At 38.6% G+C, this 23,352-nt stretch carries 16 protein-coding genes; 2 read left to right on the top strand and 14 right to left on the bottom strand.

The features are described from left to right. Positions 1-631: 631 nt before the first annotated feature. From ABXG98_RS18195 to trmJ, 11 genes are all read right to left on the bottom strand, one after another. Positions 632-3,580, bottom strand: coding sequence for a transglutaminase-like domain-containing protein (locus tag ABXG98_RS18195; protein ID WP_353540128.1), 2,949 nt, complete (start codon positions 3,578-3,580; stop codon positions 632-634). 14 nt (positions 3,581-3,594) lie between these two features. After that, positions 3,595-9,138, bottom strand: a complete 5,544-nt coding sequence (locus tag ABXG98_RS18200) for a putative Ig domain-containing protein (protein WP_353540129.1) — start codon at positions 9,136-9,138, stop codon at positions 3,595-3,597. Positions 9,139-9,828: 690 nt separating this feature from the next. Beyond that, positions 9,829-10,167, bottom strand: a complete 339-nt coding sequence (gene fdx, locus ABXG98_RS18205; protein WP_353540130.1) for an ISC system 2Fe-2S type ferredoxin — start codon at positions 10,165-10,167, stop codon at positions 9,829-9,831. Between the two features lie 44 nt (positions 10,168-10,211). After that, complete coding sequence (gene hscA / locus ABXG98_RS18210; RefSeq protein ID WP_353540131.1) at positions 10,212-12,086, bottom strand: Fe-S protein assembly chaperone HscA; 1,875 nt, start codon at positions 12,084-12,086, stop codon at positions 10,212-10,214. A 77-nt stretch (positions 12,087-12,163) separates the two neighbouring features. After that, positions 12,164-12,691 (bottom strand): co-chaperone HscB, encoded by a 528-nt coding sequence (gene hscB / locus ABXG98_RS18215; protein ID WP_353540132.1) that lies wholly within the window; start codon positions 12,689-12,691, stop codon positions 12,164-12,166. Positions 12,692-12,729: 38 nt separating this feature from the next. Then, a complete protein-coding gene (gene iscA, locus ABXG98_RS18220) occupies positions 12,730-13,053 on the bottom strand; it encodes an iron-sulfur cluster assembly protein IscA (protein ID WP_353540133.1) in 324 nt (107 codons plus the stop codon). Between the two features lie 33 nt (positions 13,054-13,086). After that, positions 13,087-13,467: a Fe-S cluster assembly scaffold IscU gene (iscU, locus tag ABXG98_RS18225; protein WP_353540134.1), complete on the bottom strand. Its 381-nt coding sequence runs from the start codon at positions 13,465-13,467 to the stop codon at positions 13,087-13,089. Between the two features lie 56 nt (positions 13,468-13,523). Continuing rightward, positions 13,524-14,738 (bottom strand): IscS subfamily cysteine desulfurase, encoded by a 1,215-nt coding sequence (locus tag ABXG98_RS18230; protein WP_353540135.1) that lies wholly within the window; start codon positions 14,736-14,738, stop codon positions 13,524-13,526. Positions 14,739-14,802: 64 nt separating this feature from the next. Next, complete coding sequence (gene iscR / locus ABXG98_RS18235; RefSeq protein WP_353540136.1) at positions 14,803-15,294, bottom strand: Fe-S cluster assembly transcriptional regulator IscR; 492 nt, start codon at positions 15,292-15,294, stop codon at positions 14,803-14,805. A 331-nt stretch (positions 15,295-15,625) separates the two neighbouring features. Further along, positions 15,626-16,483 carry a serine O-acetyltransferase gene (gene cysE, locus ABXG98_RS18240; protein WP_353540137.1) on the bottom strand — a complete coding sequence of 286 codons (858 nt, stop codon included), beginning with the start codon at positions 16,481-16,483 and terminating at the stop codon, positions 15,626-15,628. A gap of 21 nt (positions 16,484-16,504) precedes the next feature. After that, positions 16,505-17,323, bottom strand: coding sequence for a tRNA (cytosine(32)/uridine(32)-2'-O)-methyltransferase TrmJ (gene trmJ / locus ABXG98_RS18245; RefSeq protein ID WP_353540138.1), 819 nt, complete (start codon positions 17,321-17,323; stop codon positions 16,505-16,507). Positions 17,324-17,637: 314 nt separating this feature from the next. On the opposite strand from trmJ, the gene suhB reads away from it, so the two are divergent. Beyond that, complete coding sequence (gene suhB, locus ABXG98_RS18250) at positions 17,638-18,438, top strand: inositol-1-monophosphatase (RefSeq protein ID WP_353540139.1); 801 nt, start codon at positions 17,638-17,640, stop codon at positions 18,436-18,438. Between the two features lie 158 nt (positions 18,439-18,596). After that, positions 18,597-19,364 carry a uroporphyrinogen-III C-methyltransferase gene (gene cobA, locus ABXG98_RS18255; protein WP_353540140.1) on the top strand — a complete coding sequence of 256 codons (768 nt, stop codon included), beginning with the start codon at positions 18,597-18,599 and terminating at the stop codon, positions 19,362-19,364. A 52-nt stretch (positions 19,365-19,416) separates the two neighbouring features. On the opposite strand, the gene ABXG98_RS18260 is transcribed toward cobA, so the two are convergent. Genes ABXG98_RS18260 through ABXG98_RS18270 form a run of 3 tightly spaced genes read right to left on the bottom strand, consistent with a single transcriptional unit; the run spans position 19,417 to position 23,305 of the window. After that, a complete protein-coding gene (locus tag ABXG98_RS18260) occupies positions 19,417-21,573 on the bottom strand; it encodes a GumC family protein (RefSeq protein ID WP_353540141.1) in 2,157 nt (718 codons plus the stop codon). Then, the gene (locus tag ABXG98_RS18265; RefSeq protein WP_353540142.1) at positions 21,570-22,088 is read right to left on the bottom strand and encodes a polysaccharide biosynthesis/export family protein; all 519 of its coding nucleotides are present in this window, start codon (positions 22,086-22,088) and stop codon (positions 21,570-21,572) included. The genes ABXG98_RS18260 and ABXG98_RS18265 overlap by 4 nt, the downstream gene beginning before the upstream one ends. Before the next feature lie 14 nt (positions 22,089-22,102). After that, positions 22,103-23,305, bottom strand: a complete 1,203-nt coding sequence (locus ABXG98_RS18270) for an outer membrane beta-barrel protein (protein WP_353540143.1) — start codon at positions 23,303-23,305, stop codon at positions 22,103-22,105. Positions 23,306-23,352 lie beyond the last annotated feature (47 nt).

Consider the following 23,352-nt stretch of genomic DNA (forward strand, 5'->3'; position numbering starts at 1 on the left):
TATAAGATGAAATTAAAAGGCACACGCCAACTAGAACAAAGCCTGGATAGGACATGTATCTAAAACACGTTTGACTGTAAATATTTTAAGGTACTTCTAGTTCGCAACTCATCCGGAGCATAGGGATAATCTATAGCTCGAATATATGTCAGTACAGTTTGCTTTAAGCAGCAATAGGGCCTGTCATCGAAAACAATAAAGTAAAAGTACTTAAGATCAACCGATGAAAACATAAGAGATATATTTATGTTTTTACTTAAGTTCGGCTTGATTTCTGGAGAGCGTCCATATATGTCCCCGTTAATTTCCCTAGAAAATTTGTGGGTGTCCCACTTTGTTTTCTTTGTTACTTATTTAGTGTTTTTTTTGTTGTGGTAAAAAAAGATAAAAGTATAGGCTGGGAACAATGACAATGAGAATAAAATTATATATTTCAGATATATCATAAAAAGTCTTAGCTACCATAAAAAAACCAAATATACCTGTGGTTATAATAATATGGATTGACATAGCATCTTTATTAATTAGTTCTCCCCCACATTTATCACATGCAAGATATACGTCTCGATCAAAATTTAAGGAGAACCTCTTCCATAAAGAATTATTGTGATTGCACACTCTACATAACATATTAACACCCTTTACTTATAACATAATCAGCGAGGAGACTTTCTATATATCCGAATACTAATGAAATAACAAGCCCGCCAACAGGAACAAAGAATATAGCAGTCGCGATAGCAACAGATATTAAGGTAAAAACCATAGTTAATATGATAGCATTAACTAGGGATGCACACTCAGTAAAAAATTTATAGGCATTAGTAAGAGCCGTTAATGCTTGCGCTGCCGATCCCACCAAAGCCTTAGCAACATAATTACTCTCAAGGAGCTTTCGAATAGCCCCTCCCCAAAACTTAAGATAATTAACCTTTGCTTTTGCACCATTTTCTCCACCAGTAATGATATATCCCCCAGCGCCCGTATCGGGATCAATAACCACATACCCAGATCCCGTCCAGCCAAATTCATCAATAGGTTCTTGGTGTACCGTTACTTCTTTTCCGGTTGCTAAGGCGCTTTGAATCTCTTGACGAGAAGCAGAATCAATGGTGACTTCAGTGAGTAAATTAGCATTTACAGAAGTTAAGGTATAAATTTTTTGCCCTTGTTGGCTAGCAATCGCTAACGCTTTCACCGCGCTAATGCCGTCAACTTGCTCTGTTTCAGTTGAGAATAACTGCTCCGGTATAACATTCTCCAAATAGGAAAGCATAGCCCCCGTTTGTTTATTAAACTCTGACCAGTCATTCCAGCAATTACTGGTTGATTCAGCATTATCGGCTAGTTTATCAATATCCATAGCAACACCACCAAATCCCACTTTACTGGGCACTCCAAAATAGTAACTCACCGATAAACTAGAGCCAAAGGTACCATAGCTTGGTTGGCGATAGCTCACAACTTTTGACGCCACAGCAGTGATATCACTTCGAGCTTTAGTCGCCACTAAGTAGCTGTATATACCAGCTTGCATAATAACGCCAATACTATTAAGTTCAGTAACACTATTTAATTCATTATTTTCTATGTTGTTTTTAGTGTTTTCCAGTAATACCTTAACATTCAGTAAAGCATCATCACTGACTCCATGAGTATCAATACCTATCGCTTGGTATTCACCCGCAATAAGCACACTACTTTTTTTCTCCCAGTTAAAGCGTGGAGACCAAAAGCCTTTATGGCCTGATAATTCTTGACCAAAAGCAAAGTTAGCCGTAGAGGTTTGAACTACTTCTTCATTAAGAGAAATGTTAGCCGTCACGTTAAAAGCACCGTAAGGCAGTTCGCTTGGTAATTGCTCCTCTGTTTCAATATTTTCAGGTAATAGGTCAAGTAAAGCTTGTTCATCTGATGGTGTTGCAGGAGGAAAACTTACCGCTAAACGCTTACCAGCTAACTCTGGTAAGCTACGCTCAAAGGTTAAATAACTTGTACCTGATTCATTTTTAAGCTCAAAGCCAAACTTATGTCTTAAATTATCAGGCAAATCAATTAAGCTTTCGCTAGTGATCACTTTTTCATAAGGCAACTGATTGGGTAATTGAATGGCATTGGTCGCTATGATCTCTTTACTACCAATAATGTCTTCTACCGTGGCATTAGGGTAGTTTCTATTAATGTAATCTTTAATTTGTGTTTGAATACCAGCTAGTTCAGTATCAATGGCCGTTTGATTAATATTTTGTGCCCAGCCTTCACTTTCGTTAATGGTGGCGCCAGCGGTAATATTGTCAATAATGGTTTGGCCGTTAAGGTCAATAGCACTTTTTATGTCTATCGCTTCTGTGTATTGATATTGTTTAAAGCTAGGGTCAAGCGCTGTCCATTGATCATTTTGATTAACTTCAACCCAAACATGTTCAATGTCAATTTGTTTAACTGTACCTTGTGCATCAGCAATTAGTACATTAGGTACACCGCCTTGGCTTAAAATGTTTTGTGTCGCCTCAGGGGTTTCAACGCCGCCGACCCAGTTCATTGCTTGGTTAATATCTAACGTAACAGAGCCATAAACATAACGAGCGGGGATATTCGACAAACGCAATAAGGCTATTAATAAACTGGCTTGATCCATTGCGCCACCACGTAAACTTTGTGCCGTGTAATCTGCCCCTTGAATAGAGCCATGGGCAGGAACATATTCAACATTGTTATAAACATATTGATATATGTTCACCGCATCATGGTTCAAGCTTTCTGCTAAATCAATTAAGTTACTTGTGCTTTGATTATCTACATTAAAAGTTAAATAATCACTGAGATTTTCTGCTTCAGCAGCTAAAGGCTCTGATGAGGTTGTTACACTTTCTGCCGTAACTAAACTTTTAGAGGACTTTTGAATAGCGCTTGTTTCTTGCTCAAGAAGTAACCGTTGCTTTAATTGTTCATTATTTTGCGCAGGTTTATAAACTGCAGATGATAACGGACCAAACGGCATGTTTTCACTATCATATTCATGATGTGCTTTACCAAACTTAATAGTTGAAAGTTGCTTCTCAAGGCTAGTTGCCGTTAACAATACCGCTTTATACTGACCGCGCTCGGCTTGCAAAATAGCCTCTATTTTAATGTTTAGCCTATCATATTCATTTAATAGAGCTGAGAGCTGCTTCTGATATAAAGCGGCTTGTTTTATGCTTTTGCTGTTAGTCGCTTGTAGTAAATCATCACGAATTTGTTTTTCAGAAGCATCACGGTGTTTATCCAGTAGCAAGGCTAATGCTTTAATTTTATTCTGATATATAACTGTTGCTTGCTGTCGTTGCCTTTTATCAAACTTATATTTTAAATAGTGTGCGGTCTCGGTAGCTAATTGCTGTAACTCTTCCATTAGTTGCGCAATAGCATCTAATACAATATGACTAGGTGCTTTAGCATGGGTTATGGCTTGTACTGACGGAGAATAAAACACAAACAAATAGCAACTCATAATAACAATGGCAATGTTTCGTATAAAACGGGGAGATGAGCGCCATACTTCAAGTTCAACTGATGATTGATTCATTTTAATATTCATTAAATAGTCCTTTATTATTCAGCGGTACGACAAACACGACGATTATGTTTACCCGGTGCTGTAACGGCGATATTAAAAATATGCTGTGATACAGCGCCATCACTATCCGAAACATCTACGATCACATTATGTAAACCTATATCTTCTTCAGAGGCTTGCCATGTGATTAATCCAACTTGGTCAATAGTCATATTGCTAGGCGCTGCAGCTAACATATAGTTAAGAGCCCCACCTTCTGGATCAACCGCAACCATTTTATATTGATAAAGAGACTCCGTTAGCGCTTTAGTTAACGCTGAGCTTTCAATAATTGGCGACATATTAATAGCCGGGTCGCGAACAAAAAATTCATTGTTAACGGTAACAGAGCCGTATGTATCAGTAACGATAGCCTCTAATGCATGTAACCCAACTTCTGTTGCAGTAATTTGAACTAAATAGTTTTCATCTAAAACTAAAGGATGATCATCAAGAGTTAAGCTAACCGATAATGGCGCTATAGCATTAGTGGGCACCACCTGAAGTGTGACTAACTCACCTTCAACAGCGAATTGGTCTGAGACTAAAATATCAGCTGATAAAACCACATCTTCATCTGAATTATCATCAACTATCACCGTAAAATAATTGGTGATTCTATGCTCATTACCTACTTCATCTTTAGCAATTAACATAACCGTGTATATACCAGCCTGCTCTGTATCCGCGTAAACAAACTGATCATTTAAATCTGTGGTTAACAATTGCCCGTTAACACTTAATTGGTAAGTGACTTCCCCTACTCCACCTTGCGTAAAAACAGATAAGGTAACAATTTCACCAGTAATAACTTGTAGAGGAGCTATTTGCAATTGAGCATTTAAGGGCTCTATAGGTAAAGAAACAGTTAGTGGGTATTCGTAATAAAGTGTATCAATAATATCTTGAACACGCAGCCCCACAGTATATTTACCTACATCATTTGAGGTTGGCTCCCAGCTAAGTTCGCCAGTCAGTTCATTGATGGTTAATGGTGGACGAACATTAGAACCAGCTTCATTTCTTATATAAGAAATGCCAAATTTCAATGTGTCACCGTCAAGGTCACTCATCACTAATGACGATAGATAAGTTTCGCCTACCTTGGCAAATTGTGTTGGCTCTGAAACGACTTCAGGCAAATGGTTTTCTCTTACTTCAACGGTATAACTATACGAGCTTTCTCCTCCTGCTTGATCCCATAACCTAATGGTTACTGGATGACTACCGATATGCTCTTCAGTCAAATTAACCTTTAATAGGTTGTTACACGCTGTTTGACTAGCACCAATTCTCCCACTACTTTCACCAAGTAATGAACTAATAAGCTGACAATAAGTTAACCTATCATCGGGATCTGTAAATTGAAAGGTTTCGTTATACCATCTACCAATATAAAGCACCTTATTATCAGGTACCTTCACTAATGCAGGTGGTTGATTACCCAAATAAACCTTCAGTGCAAAGGTTAGCTCTGATGTAATACCCGAACTATCCATTGCCTGAACCGTTACAGAGTGTACCCCTATATCAGCTAATGTTGGAGTCCACGTAATCGTTGAGTCATCTAATGCCATTGCCGTTGGACTATCTAACAAACTAAATTTTATCTGTTCCATTGGGTCACGGTCTATCGCAATTAGCTCATAATGATAAGGTTTATTTACTTGAGCACTAACATAAGGAGTACTAACAATCACTGGTGGTTGGTTGCCATCTCCTTGTGGGGCAAGCCAATTAACGTCAATGCTTGTTGTAACCTCACCAGAGCGAATAGTAATGGTTTCAAGACCTTCATTTAAACCATAATGACAATGCTCTGCTTGGCCAAGTACATTGGAGTAATGGTGATACAGGTTCTTCGCTGAATTTTGGCTATAAATATCAAGCCTCGCTTTTTGTAATGGGTTATTTACGTTACCCACTTGCATGGTAAAACATAATTGCTGACCAACGGAAATAGAGGTGGGATTACCGTTAAGTGTAATTTGGGTATCAGCAACATAACGACCAAGACTGATACCGCCTTGATAACCATAAGAATTATAATAGTCACCAAAGCCATAAATACTGGCCGAAAAATTGGTATCAGCTGCCAGCGTATGAGTCCCTTCAAGGACTTCTAATTGACCACCAAAAAGTGAAGTATTATCAATAGACGTAAAATCACTAATATCTATAGGTTGATCGTCAAGACGTAAAGTTGACAAGGCTCCTTTTTCTATCACTACATTAACGTAATTATTTTCAATTTCTAAGTCCGTAGTACTGAAAATATATGAACTGACATTTTGACTGGTTGGGGTCAACAACAGCATAAACGGATCACCATATTTAGGACTATAGCCATTGGCAGATTTTAACCCCCCATCAATACTCGCTCCTTGTGAAAACTGTGCCACCTGAATTGGATGACTTGCCGTAATCACCGAAGCACTTTCAAGGATATCAGTAAGCCATTCTCCTTTATCTAGCGTCATCAGGTACTCGCCATTAATCGATACCCGTGTATCATCAAAAGCGGCGACAACCTGAAATAATTCACCATAAAAGCGATTGGCAAAAGGAACACTATAATAAGTTTGCCCCCAGTATTTTACATCCTGTAATTGCTCAACCAAGTGATCACAAGCTTGAACGTTAACAGGAACGAAAGTACAGCGAGCACCAGAAAAGACTGCCACTGGTAAATTTGAATCAATATTACTACCTGCCAGCCCTTTGGCTGAGCCCCACTTGAGCGCGTTAAAAGTTTGTCCTTTATTTAGGCTGACGGTCATCACTTCGCCTTTGCTGTATTTAGTCCCTGTTTCTATCTCAGTATCTTCAGCAAAAGTTATGTCAACTTGGGTATTATCCTGTGTCGCAACGACGCTTATTTGGTCTGCACCGTAAGTCATGGCATAATGTTTCGTTCCTAAGGATTCTGTAGGTAATACTAAAAATCCGTCTGTTGTGGAAGGATAAAAATTCAAAGCATAAACCGTGACATCATCTTCACTAGTGACGTGAATTCCATTATCGACAATCGTATTGTTGTATGCGTAAGGGCTTAGTAAACTGCTAGGTAATTCAACAACGGTTACCTGATTGGCCGTAACATCATACGGAAAACTAAGATTTTGAAGTGGAGCCTCTACAACACCTGAGGTGTTAACAGGTGAAGATATATACAATAAAAGCTTAGCGCCATTAGGTTGTATATTACTGCTAAAGGTTAGCCAAAAATCATCACCTTCGTGATTACTCGCTTTTTCCAGTATTGTTATTTGGTAAACTTTGCTGGTCGCAATCTCTTCTGTAATATGAGCAGCTACTTCAACAGTATATTTACCCGCGACTACAGGTAGCCAACGGAGTTCTTCACTTGAAGTATTAAGGGAAAGTCCCTCTGGTGCAGAAAGTAAACTCAGTTCAACAGTAGCTTCTGTGGTGACCTCAATAGCATGAGTGAAATTTTGACCAACAAAACCAACCAGCTGGACTTCATCAATAAATTCAGGGTTTGCATACAGCGGCGGTTCAACGGTTACGATAAATTCACTCGTCACTAATTCAGCGCCATCTGAAACACCTACTTCAATAGCATATTGACCGACTTGTTCGACCAATGCTGTCCAGTTGAGAACACCGGATATGCCGTCAATAGTAACGCCTTCAGGTGCATTAATTACGGAATAGCTAAGTATGTCGCCATCTTCATCCGTGGCTGATAATTCTATGGTTAGATTTTGTGTAGCTTCAACGGTTTGTGTATCAACCGGGGTAAAGACAGGCGCATCATTGACATTAACTACTGTTACATTATAGGTTTGGATCTCAAACAGGCCAGCCTTATCTAGCACCTTAATACTGACTTCGACAGTGCCAACATCCTCTTGCTCTGGTAACCACTCGACCAACCCACCGGATGATATGATCACCCCTTCTGGCGCACTATTTAATGCGTAACTTATTGTATCAGCAATATCTTCATCACTAACCACTATTTGATATTGGTATTGCGCATCTTCTAAAGCCTCAAGAATAGGTCTAGAGGTAATGGTCGGTGCATCATTAACATTATTGACTACTAAAACAAAACTTTGACTTGCCGTTAATCCGCCAGCATCACTAACCAAAAGCGTGACGTTATGACTACCAACTTGACTATTGTTTGGCGTCCAGCTGATTTGACCACTGAACGCGTCGAGCACCATCCCCACTGGCGCTATATCTAAACTAAAGATTAAGGTGTCAGCAATATCAGGGTCATTAGCAACAACCTGATACAAATACACTTCATCTTCATTGCTAATGGCCATTGGTGTGCTGGTTATTGATGGAGCGTCATTCACATTAACAACTTGCAATAAGTAACTTTGCTCACTGGTTGCACCAAAAGGGTCTGCCACTTCGATTGTTATGGTATGTTCACCGAGGTGTTCAGCCGAAGGTAACCAAGTTAATTCACCTGTTGCTGAATCAATACTCATACCCTCAGGGTTTTGTAATAATGCAAAGATAGAGGGCTCATCATCAACATCAATCGCTTCAACGAGATAACGATATTGATTGTTTTCTAATACCGATAGCAAAGGGGCGCTGACAATGACGGGAGTATCGTTTTCTCCCGTGATCTCTATAGTGACGGTAGCTGTATTTGAAGTAAACTCATCATCTTTAGCTATAAATTCAAAGGAGTCATTGCCGAAAAAATTATCCACGGGCGTAAAGGTAATCTGAGCACCATTTTGTTGAACAGTTCCATGCTCAGGGGCTGACAACAACTCAAACGTCATCGAGTCGTTATTTGGATCTATTGCCGTTAATTGAATATCAATAGGTTGATCTTCAGCTGAGTTAACGGCAACGTCTTTAGCAATGGGAGCTTGATTAGCACTGATGACATTCAACTCAAAACTTTGCTCAGCAATGCCATGCTCTGCATCGATTATCTGAAGAGTTATCTCATGTAGTGATACTTGTGATTCGTTTGGTGTCCAAGTGATGGTTTCGTTGATGACTGTCATTCCTGTTGGTGCTGTAATCAATTCAACCGATGCGTTATCCCAATCCAGTTGAAGGTTCGTTGCTAACGTATATTGATAAAGCTCACCACGGATGGTTTGAGTGATAGGGGAAGAGGTAATAACTAATGCAGGAGAAGGCTCTTCACCATTGACATTTAGCTCAATGCCGCAATCGGGTTTACTCGTTAACTTAACACTTAATGTATTATTTTCTTGAAGCTCTACGTCAAAAGTTAATTTGAAGACTTGTTGGTTAAAGTCACTTTGGGAAAAAACGGTTTGCCCATTTAGTTCAATGACTGCACTCGAAATTCGGCAATATTGATGGTTTTCACCGCCATTAAATAACGTTAACTGAAAATTATCTCCCTCTTGGTAGCTAAACTGAACCGTTTCAACTTTGGGTTTTCCTTTCGCACGCACAAAAGAAGTGTTTTCAAGTAATGTAATTCTGGAAGCGAGTGTTTCAAAAGAAAGTAGGTTAAAAACGGAAAATAAAACGAGCGCACGAAAAAATGTTTTCAACATAACAATCCCTGTAATTTTTTATTATTCTTTGCTAACGAGTAGGGATTGGCTTTGAATGTACTGAAATATCCCTACTATTTGTGCAACATATCGCCAAATAATAAGAAACACAAGAGAAATTTCAATCAATAGGCACATTAATTATTAGAGATCAAGATTATACTTGATCTTACTCTCGTACATTTTAAGTACATTCAAAGTAGCCGTATTTTTACTTACTAATTATGTCTATTTTATGCTCCAAGGCTATCCAAATAGACACTTAAGTGGGAAGTTCTAGAGCCTAAACATACAGTTTAGACTGATATATGGAGAGATATGCTACATAAAGTCTATATCGTTTTTTTGGAGAAGTTAAAGAAACTTAGATTGGGTGTTCTCACATCTAAAGTGATTATTCTATAAAACTAAAGAAACTTCTGGATAACTTATCCGTTTAATTACTATCTATAGGACATTATGTCCGATAGAAGTCTTAATATTGCTTTCACCTAAAGTGATCATACAATAAAAAATGAAATTCTGAGAGTAAATTCAAAATCAATTCTATACTTCATTGATTTTATTGCTATCTTTAACTTACCCCAAAGATAACATACGATAGAGATTTTGGCCAAAACCATCTAAAATGAGAAAAGGCTATAACATCGCTGCTATTACCCTTTCTCAATCGATTCAATAGAAAATCCGTTAGTGATTCTCTGAAACCATATTGACGGTATACTTGGGAATATCAACCACTAAATCTTCATCGCCAACAATTGACTGACAACTAAGGCGTGACTCAGGCTCTAGTCCCCACGCTTTATCAAGCATGTCTTCTTCTAATTCGTCACTTTCTTCTATTGAATCAAATCCTTCACGAATAATTACGTGACAAGTGGTGCAAGCACACACTTTTTCACAAGCATGCTCAATGCCTATATCATTTTTAAGCGCTACATTAAGTATGCTTTCGCCTTTAGCAGCGTCAACAACTGCACCATCAGGACATAACTCTTCATTAGGTAAAAATATAATTTTTGGCATTTTTTAATCTCTTCTTTTCGCGACTTTATTCTCGCAACTATGTGTTATAACTTTTCGACAGCCTGACCACTTAATGCTTTATTGATAGAGCTATCCATACGGCGCTCGGCAAAGGTGTCTGTGGCTTTATCTAGTTTCTTAATCGCTGCTTCTATTGCATCAGCATTATTGCCTTGGCTAATCTCGGCCAAAAAGCTTATCTCTTGTTTTATTGCATCAATTTCATCATCATTTAACAAGTGTTTATCTAGCACTATCGCTGCCTCGATAGCTTCAATAACCCGTGCAGCTTCCACTTGTTGCTCTTTAAGCATACGTGCGTCAATATCAGCTTTGGCATGATTCATTGAATCTTTAAGCATTTGTGTTATTTGGCTGTCATCTAAGCCAAAAGACGGTTTAACTTCAATACTCGATTCTACTCCTGATGATTTTTCCATCGCAGAAACAGACAATAGCCCATCAGCATCTACTTTAAAGGTTACCCGTATATGTGCTGCACCTGCTGTCATAGCAGGAATACCCCGCAGCTCAAAACGCGCGAGTGAACGACAATCATCAACTAGTTCTCGCTCACCTTGAAGCACATGAATTGCCATAGCCGTTTGACCATCTTTAAACGTGGTAAACTCTTGCGCTTTAGCAACCGGAATAGTGGTATTACGCGCAATCACTTTTTCGACTAATCCGCCCATGGTTTCTAAACCAAGTGAGAGAGGAATAACATCAAGGAGTAACATGTCACTATCAGGTTTATTCCCGGCAAGAATATCGGCTTGAATAGCAGCCCCTATTGCAACCACTTTATCAGGATCTATTGAAGTTAATGGCGTTTTATTGAAAAACTTTTCAACTTCTGCTCGTACTAGCGGTACGCGAGTAGAGCCTCCCACCATAACTACTTCTAATACTTCTTCTGCATCAATTTGTGCATCTTTTAAACTACGACGGCACGCGCGTAGCGTTTTTTTCACTAACGCAGAACTTAAACCGTCAAAGGTTGTTTTAGTTAACTGGGTTGACCACTGTTTTTCATCATCTAGCGTTAAAGTAATTTCAGCACTCGCTTGTGTTGTTAGTAACTCTTTAGCAGCACAAGCCTGTTGCATTAATTGACGTTCTAAAGACGGAGATAGAGGGCGTATCAATTCTGCCTGAGCCACAATGTAATCGACCACGGCAACATCAAAATCATCTCCACCTAAAGCGGAGTCTCCACCAGTAGCAAGCACTTCAAATACGCCTTTATTAAGGCGTAAAATTGAGATGTCGAACGTGCCACCACCTAAATCGTATATGGCAATAACCCCTTCTTGCCCTGAATCTAAACCATAGGCAACCGCTGCGGCGGTGGGTTCATTTAACAGACGTAGTACATTAACGCCCGCCAATTTCGCAGCATCTTTAGTGCTTTGACGCTGCGCATCATCAAAATGAGCAGGTACAGTGACCACTACGCCAGTAAGTTCACCACCGAGCGTTTGCTCTGCTCTTTGAGTAAGGCTTTTTAAAATTTCAGCCGAGACTTGAACAGGGTTGATGTTGCCCTGACGAGTCACTATCTCAGGGTGATTTTCATCACCACAGAATTGGTAAGGCAACGACGGATATTTACTTTGTATGTCTGATAGCGAACGACCAATTAAACGTTTAGCTGAAACTATCGTGTTTTGTGGATCGCTAACACTAAGTGTTTTAGCATTATCACCAACTAAAATACTAGGTGATTGTGAAACCTCTTGATAGCTGACCACAGACGGTAAAATATCATTGCCTTTAAAATCTGATAACGTATTAGCTTCACCGCTTTGCACACTGGCAATAAGTGAGTTGGTGGTACCTAAATCAATACCTGCTGCTAATCTATGCTCATGAGGAACGGTACTTTGCCCGGGTTCTGCTATTTGTAATAAAGCCATAGTTTCATTGTGTTCTTTTTTGTTAATGTCGTCATAAGCGTGATTACGCCTAATTAAGTTTTTCCGCCTGCATCTCGTTAGTCATCAAACAAGCTATCCTCGAGACGTTCAACTTCAATATTAAGTTTTTGATAAAATTTCAACTTACGTAAATTATCGCACGCTTGTTCATTGGCTGCTTCGTTATTTTCAAGCATTTGTGCATGCAATAAACTAAAATGCTGTTGATATTCTTGTGCAAGCTCTTTTTGCGCCGCTTCTAGCGCAGAATCAACATCATCAGCAGACTTAACATCGTCTAGCATTTCTCTTAGTTCCATTTGCCTCATTAAAAAGCTAGTGTCGCCAAAGGTATGCTGTTCGTTAGGCAAGTCAACACCACGGAGTGTTAATATATATTCAGCACGCTCTAAAGGAAGTTTTAAGGTTTGATAAGCATCATTGATTTCTGCGGATTTTTGTACCGCAAGTAATTGTTCTTGGCTTGAGGCGTGTGCAAACTTATCAGGATGAACCTTTTTTTGTAAGGCTTGATAAGTTTGAGCTAGTTGATTTAAATCGACATCGAAGCAAACTTCGATGTCGAATAATTGAAAGTAATTCACTTGTTTACCTAAGGAGTTATTGCTCTACAATTTAAAAATTAAACGTTGAATGACTCACCACACCCACATTCACCTTTAGCATTGGGATTGATGAACTTAAATCCTTCGTTCAATCCTTCTTTAGCGAAATCAAGCTGTATACCGTCAAGGTAAACCAAGCTTTTTGTGTCTATGATGATTTTAACATCTTCAATATCAAAAACATGATCATCTTCATTTAAATCATCAACAAACTCAAGAACATAAGCCAAACCAGAACAGCCGGTTGTTTTAATGCCTAAACGTAAACCAAGGCCTTTACCTCGGTTTTCCATAAAAGACTTAACCCGCTCTGTTGCTGCTGGCGTCATGGTAACTGACATACTACTTTATCCTGTTCTCTTCAATTAAAAAGATTAACCGTTTTTGCCTTTATAATCTTCAATTGCGGCTTTTATCGCATCTTCAGCTAAAATTGAGCAATGAATTTTTACCGGTGGTAATGCTAACTCTTCAGCAATAGCGGTATTTTTAATCTCGCCTGCTTCATCAATTGTTTTCCCTTTAACCCATTCTGTAACTAATGAGCTTGAGGCAATCGCTGAACCACAACCATAGGTTTTAAATTTAGCATCTTCAATGATGCCATCATCAGAAATTTTAAGTTGTAATTTCATTACATCACCACATGCTGGTGCGCCAACCATACCTGTCGCTACCGATGGATCATTTTTATCCATTGAACCAACGTTGCGTGGATTTTCATAATGATCGATTACTTTTTCACTATAAGCCATAATATTTTCTCCTAGTAACTGCTAATCTTTTTTAATTGCTAACGTAAATGCAAAAATTAATGTGCAGCCCATTCAATTGAGTCTAAATCAATACCGTCTTTAAACATTTCCCAAAGCGGTGACATGTCACGTAAGTGACCAATAGATTTCTGTATTAGGTCAATGGCGTAGTCTACTTCTTCGCTCGTAGTAAAACGGCCAAAACTAAAACGTATTGAGCTGTGTGCCATTTCGTCATTTAACCCGAGAGCACGCAACACATATGACGGTTCTAAACTTGCGGATGTACAAGCACTACCTGAAGATACAGCTAAATCTTTCAACGCCATAATCAAAGATTCACCTTCAACAAAGTTGAAACTTACATTTAAGTTACCTGCATAACGCTTATCAAAATCACCATTAACAAACACTTGTTCCATGGCGTTTAATCCCGCCCATAGACGATCTCTCATGGCCGTTGCGTGTTCAAGATCTTGCGCCATTTCTTCTTTAGCTATACGACAAGCCTCACCCATACCTACAATTTGATGTGTCGCCAATGTGCCTGAGCGCATACCACGCTCATGACCACCACCGTGCATCTGTGCTTCTAAACGGATACGAGGCTTACGGCGTACATACAATGCACCAATGCCTTTTGGTCCGTACATCTTGTGAGCCGAGATTGATAACAAATCAACTTTTAAGTGTTGCATATCAACATTTATTTTGCCGACACTTTGCGCTGCATCAACATGAAATATAATTTTGCGCGCACGGCACATTTCACCTATTTCGCCAATATCTTGAATAACACCAATTTCATTGTTCACATGCATAATACTCACTAAAATAGTGTCTTCACGCATGGCTGCTTCAAGTTTGGTTAAATCAATCAAGCCATTATCTTCAGGGTCTAAATAAGTCACTTCATAGCCATGACGTTCTAAGTCACGACAAGTATCTAACACCGCTTTATGTTCTGTTTTACAGGTAATAATGTGCTTACCTTTTTTATTGTAAAAATTAGCAGCGCCTTTAATTGCAAGGTTATCTGACTCAGTTGCACCTGAAGTGAACACAATTTCACGTGGATCAGCATTAATTAATTCAGCTATTTGATTACGTGCAATATCAACGGCTTCTTCAGCTTGCCAGCCAAATTTGTGCGACCGTGATGCAGGGTTACCAAAATGGCCGTCGGTAGTCATGTATTGCATCATTTTTTCCGCTACACGTTTATCAACGGGTGTGGTAGCTGAGTAATCAAAATAAATAGGAAGCTTCATTGGCTTTCTTTCTCCGCTTTTTCGGGTATCTAATACCAACTTAAATTGTTAATAAGTTAGTACATTATAAGTTAATTGGAATAACAGTTTCTAACGATGACTCTGTGTGTGTACTAATTTGAATTGCATCTTGTCGTTTAGAAACCGCTTTTACGTCATTTTTCGCTACTAATTCGGCTAGGGTGATATTTTGCAAAAACTCTTCTATTCGCTGGCTTAATCCTTCCCACAAACTATGTGTTAGGCATTGCTCGCCACCTTGACAGTTGCCCTTGCCTTGACACCTTGTGGCATCAACACTTTCATTAACTGCGCTAATAATGTCTGCTACCGCTATTTTTGCTGAACACTTACCTAAACGGTAACCACCACCAGGGCCGCGCACACTAAACACTAAGCCACTTTTACGTAGTTTGGAAAACAATTGCTCTAAATACGATAAAGAGATGGCTTGCCTAGCAGAAATATCTGCCAACGACACAGGTCCATAGACCGCGTGAATTGTAACATCCAGCATTGCTGTGACTGCATAACGACCTTTAGAGGTAAGTTTCATAATTTGCTCTTTCGTGCATAAAATTCATAGTGTTTGCCAAATTAAAACGTTAGTCATTGCACGAAATTGTTGCTTAACAATTTATTTGAGCGCAATTTTACATAACCTTTTTATTTAATCAAGTATATACCTGAGTAATATAGTCAGGTATTTTACACTAAGAAAACGAAAACGAAAAGATATACTTGACTAAAATACTCAACTATTTACTTTTTTATACCTAAAATATATCGCAATTGCCTTTATTCAGATAAAAATTACAGGTAATTATTGCCTGATAGAGCTGAAACAGCGTCTAACCTTAGTTATCATGGTTAACATATAATGGGAGTTAAATTTCAGGGTCAAAACTTTCTACTTTACTCTCACGACGTTTTGCTGCGGCTTTTTCGTCGTCAACAAACTCACCGACTCTTAGCTCTGGTAAGTCTTTCGGGCAGATATCCCCGCCTAAGTTATTAACCTCTTTGCAAATGTTAGAAACGCGATCATCCATGAGATGCATATGATCTAATAAACGCCCTATCGCTTTTGCTACAGGATCAGGGTTATCAGGTGAAACCGCATAGGCATCAAACCCAAATTTTTTAGCCGCTTTATCTCGAGACTCTTTTCCTTCACTACCGTTGAGCTTTTCACCAATTTCAGCATCTAGCAAAGAATGACCTTCACTATTTTTATTATTCACAATCCGTGCAGGGATACCAACCGCTGTAGCATTATCGGGTATCCCTTTAACCACAACTGAATTTGAGCCCACTTTACCGTTTTTTCCTATAGTTATTGGGCCAAGTACTTGTGCACCCGCACCAATAACAACATTATCTTCTAAGGTTGGATGTCGTTTACCGGCACTCCAACTGGTTCCACCTAAGGTAACACCGTGATAAAGCGTCACATCATCTCCAATCTCTGCTGTTTCACCAATAACAACGCCCATGCCATGGTCAATAAAGAACCTGCGACCTAGGGTTGCTCCTGGGTGTATTTCTATGCCCGTTAACCAACGAGAAAAAGTAGAAATACATCGAGCGATCAGCTTCCAGTTTGCACGCCACAGTTTATGGCTTAACCGATGAATCCAAATAGCATGTAACCCCGGGTAATTGAGCAATACTTCAAACGTAGTTCGCGCTGCGGGATCTCTATCAAAAACACTATTAATGTCTTCTTTCATGCGGGTAAACATATTTTTTCCTTGATTGTTAAACTAATTTTTAGTGGCAGCTCTTTCAATGGAAGCTAAAATACCACGCATCATTTTAATTTCTTTGACATCAGGCCGTGCGCGGTTAAATAAGCGTCTTAATTTGGTCATAACCAAGCCTGGGTGTTTGTCACCGATAAACCCTGTACTCATTAACGCTTTTTCAAAGTGTTGATAAAAGCGCTCAGTTTCTTCTGTAACCGGATAAAGCTCATCATCATCGCTTTTAGCATTGACTGTTTTCTTGCCAATATAATTCCCGTTGCCCGTGCTACGTTCTTGCTCAGTTTCATCAATCGACAATAAATAACTAGTGCGAACCTCATAGCTTAATGTTTGCACAGCCATCGCTAAATTTAACGAACTATAATCCGGGTTTGCTGGTATCTGTACGTGAAAGTGACACAATTGTAATTCATCATTAGTTAAGCCGCTGCTCTCTCTACCAAACACTAATGCAACGGGATACTGCGTTGCCTCGGCAACCATTTTCTCACCACAACCGCGTGGTTCTAGCATAGGCCAAGGCAAAGTGCGTGATCGTGCACTGGTACCAATAACTAAGCCACAATCTTCAATCGCTTCACTTAACGTGCTTACAACCGATGCATTGGCGAGTACATCAGTAGCACCAGCTGCTAGAGCTTGAGCTTGTCCATTGGGCATTTCGATAGGGTCAACCAGAATAAGTTGGCTTAACCCCATAGTTTTCATTGCTCTGGCTGCACTACCGATATTACGACAGTCTGAAGTATTAACTAATACGATGCGCACGTTATCTAAAAGACTATTCATTGCTTTGTTGTTTTCTAAATCTGACATTTTATTCTATGCTCATGATTGGCTTGAAACCTGTGTATATGAGCGTAATTCTACCATAGAAGCATACTGCTGTGCCTAATAAAAAGCACGAAAAACCAATAAACCAAGTTCGCTTAACTTAGTTGATTTTCCTCTAAAAAACCAACACAGGCTATTTTTTGTACTATATATTGAATATCACGCTCGCTAAAATTATTAAAACTTGCTATACTCCGCGCGCTTGAATTGGACAAGGTTTATCTTAAATCTCCCTATTCAGCATCAAGTGTGTTACATCGTTCTTTTAAAAGCCATTTACAAATAGGTACTCTATTATGCATCCCATGCTAAATATTGCCGTGCGCGCTGCGCGCAATGCAGGAAAAGTCATTACTCGCTCTATGGAGCAACTAGATAAAGTTGAAGTTGAATCAAAAGGCACTAACGACTTTGTTACCAGTGTTGATATTGCCGCTGAACAAACCATTATTGAGACTATTCGTAAATCTTACCCTGAACACACTATTATAGGTGAAGAATCTGGGGTATTAACCGGCTCAGACGACAATATTCAATGGATTATTGATCCCCTAGATGGTACGACAAACTTTGTTAAAGGCATTCCTCATTTTGCAGTATCAATTGCTATCAAGGTAAAGGGTAAGCTTGACCAAGCGGTCGTATTTGACCCTATTCGCGCAGAGCTTTTCACCGCAAGCCGTGGTAAAGGCGCTCAGCTAAATGGTATGCGTATTCGAGTAAACTCTCAAAAAGAACTTGCTGGCACTTTGTTAGCTACTGGTTTCCCGTATAAAAGCAAACAGCATAGCAATGCATATATGGCAATGTTTGCCTCTCTTTTTCAAAAAACTGCTGATATGCGCCGTGCTGGCTCTGCTGCACTTGACTTGGCTTATGTTGCAGCTGGACGCGTTGATGGTTTCTTTGAAATTGGTTTAAAACCATGGGATACCGCTGCTGGCGAACTACTAGTTATTGAAGCAGGTGGTTTGGTAACTGATCTTTCTGGTGGTCATAACCACACACAATCTGGCAACATTGTTGCTAGTAATTCTCGGTTATTAAAAGAAATTTTGAAAGATGTTCGTCCTCATCTTGGTACAGCATTAAGTTAACCTCTTGGTAATACTTTTTAACTGCGAATAAGATATATTTTTTTAAAAGCGCCAATTGGCGCTTTTTTTGCTTTAATGTACTTACCAACCTTACTTATTACTATGTAGTCAATATCAAGATGAATTCCTCTCAATATATACCTCCTGGGCATAAACAGATGTTTACTAAGGGCGAAGTTGCCTTAGTTGGCGCAGGCCCCGGCGACCCAGATTTATTAACCTTGCAAGCGTTTCGCTTTATTAAACAAGCAGATGTTGCTATTTACGATCGCCTCGTTAGTGAAGAAATCATGGCATTATTACCAAGCCATTGTGAGAAAATTTATGTCGGTAAAAAACAAGCCGATCATCGTGTACCACAAGACGGTATTAATCAGTTACTGGTTGATCATGCAAAACAAAATAAAAAAGTTTTGCGTTTAAAAGGCGGTGACCCGTTCGTTTTTGGTCGCGGTGGAGAAGAAGCACAGTTTTTGTTAGCGAATAAAATTGCTTGTCATGTTGTACCTGGCATGACCGCAGCTTCAGCTTGTACGAGTTATGCTGGTATCCCGTTAACGCACCGCAAAGTGGCCCGTAGTTGCACCTTTATAACCGGCAACTTGCAAGATAATGGTGCATTAGATCTTCCTTGGCAAACATTAAATGATGCTGAGCAAACCGTGGTATTTTACATGGGGATAAAAAGTTTACCCATAATCGCTAAACAATTAATTGCTGCTGGGCGCAAAAGTAACACCCCTGCTGCATTAATTCGTAAAGGGAGCCATAAGGATCAACAGATCATAAAAGGCTGCCTCGCAACATTGGAAGCATTGGTAGTAAAACATAACATTAAGCCGCCGAGTTTAATTGTTATCGGTGATGTTGTTAATACCTTTGCTGATAGCCAACTGAAAAATATAGGCTACTTATCAGCTAATTAGAAAAATTCAAAGGGTAACATCAGTTGAAAAATTGAGATAAGCAGTGTGTAATCTAAGCACGTTTACGTGGGAAGCTTGTGACAACATTAGTTTTGCGATAATACTTCTCTTTGTAGCTTTCATTGTCTTTTCTGCGGCTTTGATTAACAACAATACCTTCGACTGACGCGTTCACTTGTTCGAGCAATTTTAACCCCTTGCGGATCTGATCTCGTTTTGTTTTATTTTCGTGAACAACAAAAATTACGCTTTCAACCAGTTTTGATATGACCAAAGCGTCACTTACCACATTAATGGGTGGCGTTTCTATAATGATCCTATCGTAATATTGCTCAAAAGAGTCGAGTAAAGAATTAAACCGTTTCATCGACAAAAAGGCTAAGGGGTTAGCTGGGCTGACCCCTGACGTCATGATATCTATTTTATGTTCGGTATTTCTAATAATACATTGATCAATTGGGTGTGTATTTGCTAACAGGTTAGATAAACCTGGACGATGAATATTCAGTTTCATTCTGGCGGCTAATGTTGGACGCCTTAAATCTGCTTCAATTAATAACACTTTTTCAGTTTCACCAAATGCGCGTGCTAAATGAGAAGCGACGGTTGACTTTCCTTCACCAGATATAGATGAGGTAACCGCAAATAGTTTCGGTACCTGTCTTACCCTGTGAAATAAAATAGCAGCTCTGAGCGCGTTAACTGATTCGGTATAACGTAAGTCATCAGTAAATAAACTATTGCTTTTTCTACTTACTTTGAACTTTGGTAATATACCAATCACGTCTGCTTCAACAAATGAGTTTTGTTTATATTGAGAATCTAGCGTATCTTTTACAAACTCACGTGCAATCACGGCCACTGAAAATGCCATCATTGATAAAACAAAAACAAGTACCATAATTAATTTTTTCTTTGGCGCTAGCACCGACTTAGGCTTTTCAGCTCGATCAATAAACCTGACATAGAGGTTGGCTTCATAGCCTTCCATAGCATCAGCTTCTTTAAAGCGAATTAAATAAGAATTATAAAGCTCTTTATTGGTTTGCACTTCTCGCTTTAATTGTGAAAACTTATTATCCAAGCGAGTTAGTCGTAAAAAATTCACTTTAGCGTCTTTTAAACGGCTTTCCTTAGCTTTGACCTTTTCTTTAATTGAAAAATAGTCTTTAACAAGCGTCTGGCTTATTTCTATGGCTTTATTACCAATACGCTCTTTAACTGAATCCAGCTCTGCTTGAATAGCAATTGCTTTAGGGTGCTTGGGTCCATAACGTCTAGATAATTCTCGTTTTTTTCGCTCAATAGTATCTTCAACACTACGCAGCTTAACAATTAAACTATTATTATTAATCTCATGCAAAGCCAATAATTTCGATACTACACCTTCATTTTCAAGAATGTATTGGTAAGTCACTTTCAGATCATCTTGTGCCCGTGTTGCACGCAGCAATGACGAGGTTAACTCAGTTAACTCCCCTGCGACTAATCCGACAACACCTTTAGTATCAACAATTCCCTCTTCTTCTCTAAATTTTTGTAACGCACTCTCTGAAACTTTTAACTTTAGCTCTAAGTCAGTTAGCTGCTCTACTAGCCATGTGGAGGTGTTTTCTTGAGATGAACGATGAAGATCGTTTTGATATTGCAGATAGGTTTCACCAATTTCATTTACGATATTTCTAGCGCGTTCTGGATCAAAAGCTACGTAAGTGATTTTTACTAATTCTGTTTTGCTAACAGGACTTATAGTTAAGCGTTGCTGGAAGATACTAATGGCGGTTTCAAAGGAGACTTTATGGGAGGTGGTTTTTATATCTAACACCGGTATTCGTTCGATATATTTATTATTATCAAATTCGTTGGTTTCTAGTAAATTTAATTTATCAATAACACTTGCGGCAAATTTTCGAGATCTCAATAGCTCAAATTGGGTAGCTATTTGTACTGAGCTTGTATTAGATTCACTAAAAACATCTTTTATTGATAATGCAGCGCCCGGTTTACTACCGCCAATTTGTAATGTAGCTGTTGCTTGATATGAAGGTTTTAGTATAGATAAGTACAAAAAAACAAAGAAGGTTAATATGACTGACAATAATACTATTTTCCAGAGTCGGTGAACTATAGGCTTAAATATTTCACTTAAGTCTAGAGCATCTCCATTCTGATTATTATTGTTATTATGTATTACTTCTGGTTTACTCAAAAAAAGCTTTGCTCAATTTTAATAATATCGTCTGGTTGTATCAAAGTAGCTATATTGGCTTTTATTGACACAGTTTTCCCTTTTATCTTCCTTGTTATTGTCCAATTCACTTTGGAGGCCCTGTTGGTTAATCCTCCTGCTAATGCAATAGCTTTATCTAACCGTAAATCTTCTTGGTATGAAAAACCTCCCGGCCTAACCACCTGACCATGAATAAAAAACGGTCGATATTTCACTATCGATACAGAAACTTGTGGGTTGACTAAGTAATCACCTAATAGTCCCTGATAAATCTTATGTTCGATTTGTTGTAGCGATAAGCCAATTACTTGAATATCATCTAAAAATGGAAAATATATCAAGCCTGAACGCGCTATTTTCACCTTTGTTGTTAGATCTGGCTCACCATACACGGTAATCTCAATCTCATCGCCGACACCAACTAAGTACTCATCGGCTAGAGCACTGCTTAGACCAGTGTATAACAATAATACTAACAAAGCGAATAAACGCATAAACCTACTCGTCATTAAAACGTTACAACAAAGCCAAATGAGGCCATTCTTAAGTCGTAATTATCCTTTATTATGGTTGAATCAAAGTTATCATAAGAGTATTGAACAAACGCATTCAACCAGTGCCGCCATCGATATTGTAAACGCATACTTGCTGAAATATGATCCTCCTTGATTAAATTGTCTAACCCAACAAATTCATCATCCATCAGTTTTGAACTGATATGTAACAAAAACCTATCGGTAAAGTCGTAATCAAGTTTGACACCATAGTAATTGGCATAGTTCACACTTTTTTCTATTTTATTGGAATTTTTAATTTCACTGCCTGAGATAAAATTGAGTTTAAGGCGTTGAATTGGATTCCATAATACACTCACTTGCCAAGCAAAACGGTTATTGCTTTTAAACAAACTATTATCAAACTGTGCTTTTTCATAACCAAATAAAAACAGTAACCGGGTCAACTCTGTTGACTGCCACTTTACTCCGGCTAAAGCCAGATATTGTTTTCGTTCGAGATCCATATTACTGTTATGACTAAAATCTTCAAGCTGCACCTTAGTGCTAAAATATGTCTTTCCTGTGATTAAATAATCAAAATTTCCTTGGAGGTAAGATGACGAATACGCTAATGGCTTGGTGATATCTTCTCGGGTGAGATAGGAAAAATCTCGGTAACCCACTAAGAACTTTGCTCTTGCCATTGAATCTTGATGCCCATACAAATAACCAACATTAACAAACTGATTACGTTTACGATCTCCTTCTGTTAGAGCGCTAGCATCGCCCAAACTTAAGCCTGTACCACGATATTCATACTTATCGTCAATAAATCCGGTTGCGAATATTTTTTGGCTTTCGGCAAATCTTAGGTGAAACTTAGATAATAATGAATAATCATAATGATCATCACCCGAGAATTCACTAAAATTAAAGTGACTCGCTTGCGCTTGCAGCTGAAATAAACTGCCATCGCCCTGAGTTTGAATAAAAAGCTCTGGTGAAAGCGCTAAGACATTAGTCGCTTGTGGTTCATTGCCACTTCGCAAAAAATTATCAATTTGACCGTAACTTGTTTTGATTTGAGGTAATAATAAATTCCCTTCTGAAAAAGAAAATTCACCATTTAAACTGTCTCTTGTACTAGAGACAGTTTCTGAAAAAGCAGTAGATGAGTAGCTAATAAAAGCTATAAACAGCAATAAAACACGCATTTATTATTATTATAATTATTAATTATATCTCCAGCTATTATGTTTTA

Origin of the sequence: Colwellia sp. KU-HH00111, assembly GCF_040362745.1 — a bacterium.
GTDB lineage: Bacteria > Pseudomonadota > Gammaproteobacteria > Enterobacterales > Alteromonadaceae > Colwellia.

Excerpts from the sequence above, each read along its gene's own strand:
- ABXG98_RS18195 (WP_353540128.1), bottom strand. The coding sequence starts at position 3,580 with ATGAATATTAAAATGAATCAATCATCAGTTGAACTTGAAGTATGGCGC.
- ABXG98_RS18200 (WP_353540129.1), bottom strand. The coding sequence starts at position 9,138 with ATGTTGAAAACATTTTTTCGTGCGCTCGTTTTATTTTCCGTTTTTAAC.
- fdx (WP_353540130.1), bottom strand. The coding sequence starts at position 10,167 with ATGCCAAAAATTATATTTTTACCTAATGAAGAGTTATGTCCTGATGGT.
- hscA (WP_353540131.1), bottom strand. The coding sequence starts at position 12,086 with ATGGCTTTATTACAAATAGCAGAACCCGGGCAAAGTACCGTTCCTCAT.
- iscA (WP_353540133.1), bottom strand. The coding sequence starts at position 13,053 with ATGTCAGTTACCATGACGCCAGCAGCAACAGAGCGGGTTAAGTCTTTT.
- iscU (WP_353540134.1), bottom strand. The coding sequence starts at position 13,467 with ATGGCTTATAGTGAAAAAGTAATCGATCATTATGAAAATCCACGCAAC.
- ABXG98_RS18230 (WP_353540135.1), bottom strand. The coding sequence starts at position 14,738 with ATGAAGCTTCCTATTTATTTTGATTACTCAGCTACCACACCCGTTGAT.
- iscR (WP_353540136.1), bottom strand. The coding sequence starts at position 15,294 with ATGAAACTTACCTCTAAAGGTCGTTATGCAGTCACAGCAATGCTGGAT.
- cysE (WP_353540137.1), bottom strand. The coding sequence starts at position 16,483 with ATGTTTACCCGCATGAAAGAAGACATTAATAGTGTTTTTGATAGAGAT.
- trmJ (WP_353540138.1), bottom strand. The coding sequence starts at position 17,323 with ATGTCAGATTTAGAAAACAACAAAGCAATGAATAGTCTTTTAGATAAC.
- suhB (WP_353540139.1), top strand. The coding sequence starts at position 17,638 with ATGCATCCCATGCTAAATATTGCCGTGCGCGCTGCGCGCAATGCAGGA.
- cobA (WP_353540140.1), top strand. The coding sequence starts at position 18,597 with ATGTTTACTAAGGGCGAAGTTGCCTTAGTTGGCGCAGGCCCCGGCGAC.
- ABXG98_RS18265 (WP_353540142.1), bottom strand. The coding sequence starts at position 22,088 with ATGCGTTTATTCGCTTTGTTAGTATTATTGTTATACACTGGTCTAAGC.
- ABXG98_RS18270 (WP_353540143.1), bottom strand. The coding sequence starts at position 23,305 with ATGCGTGTTTTATTGCTGTTTATAGCTTTTATTAGCTACTCATCTACT.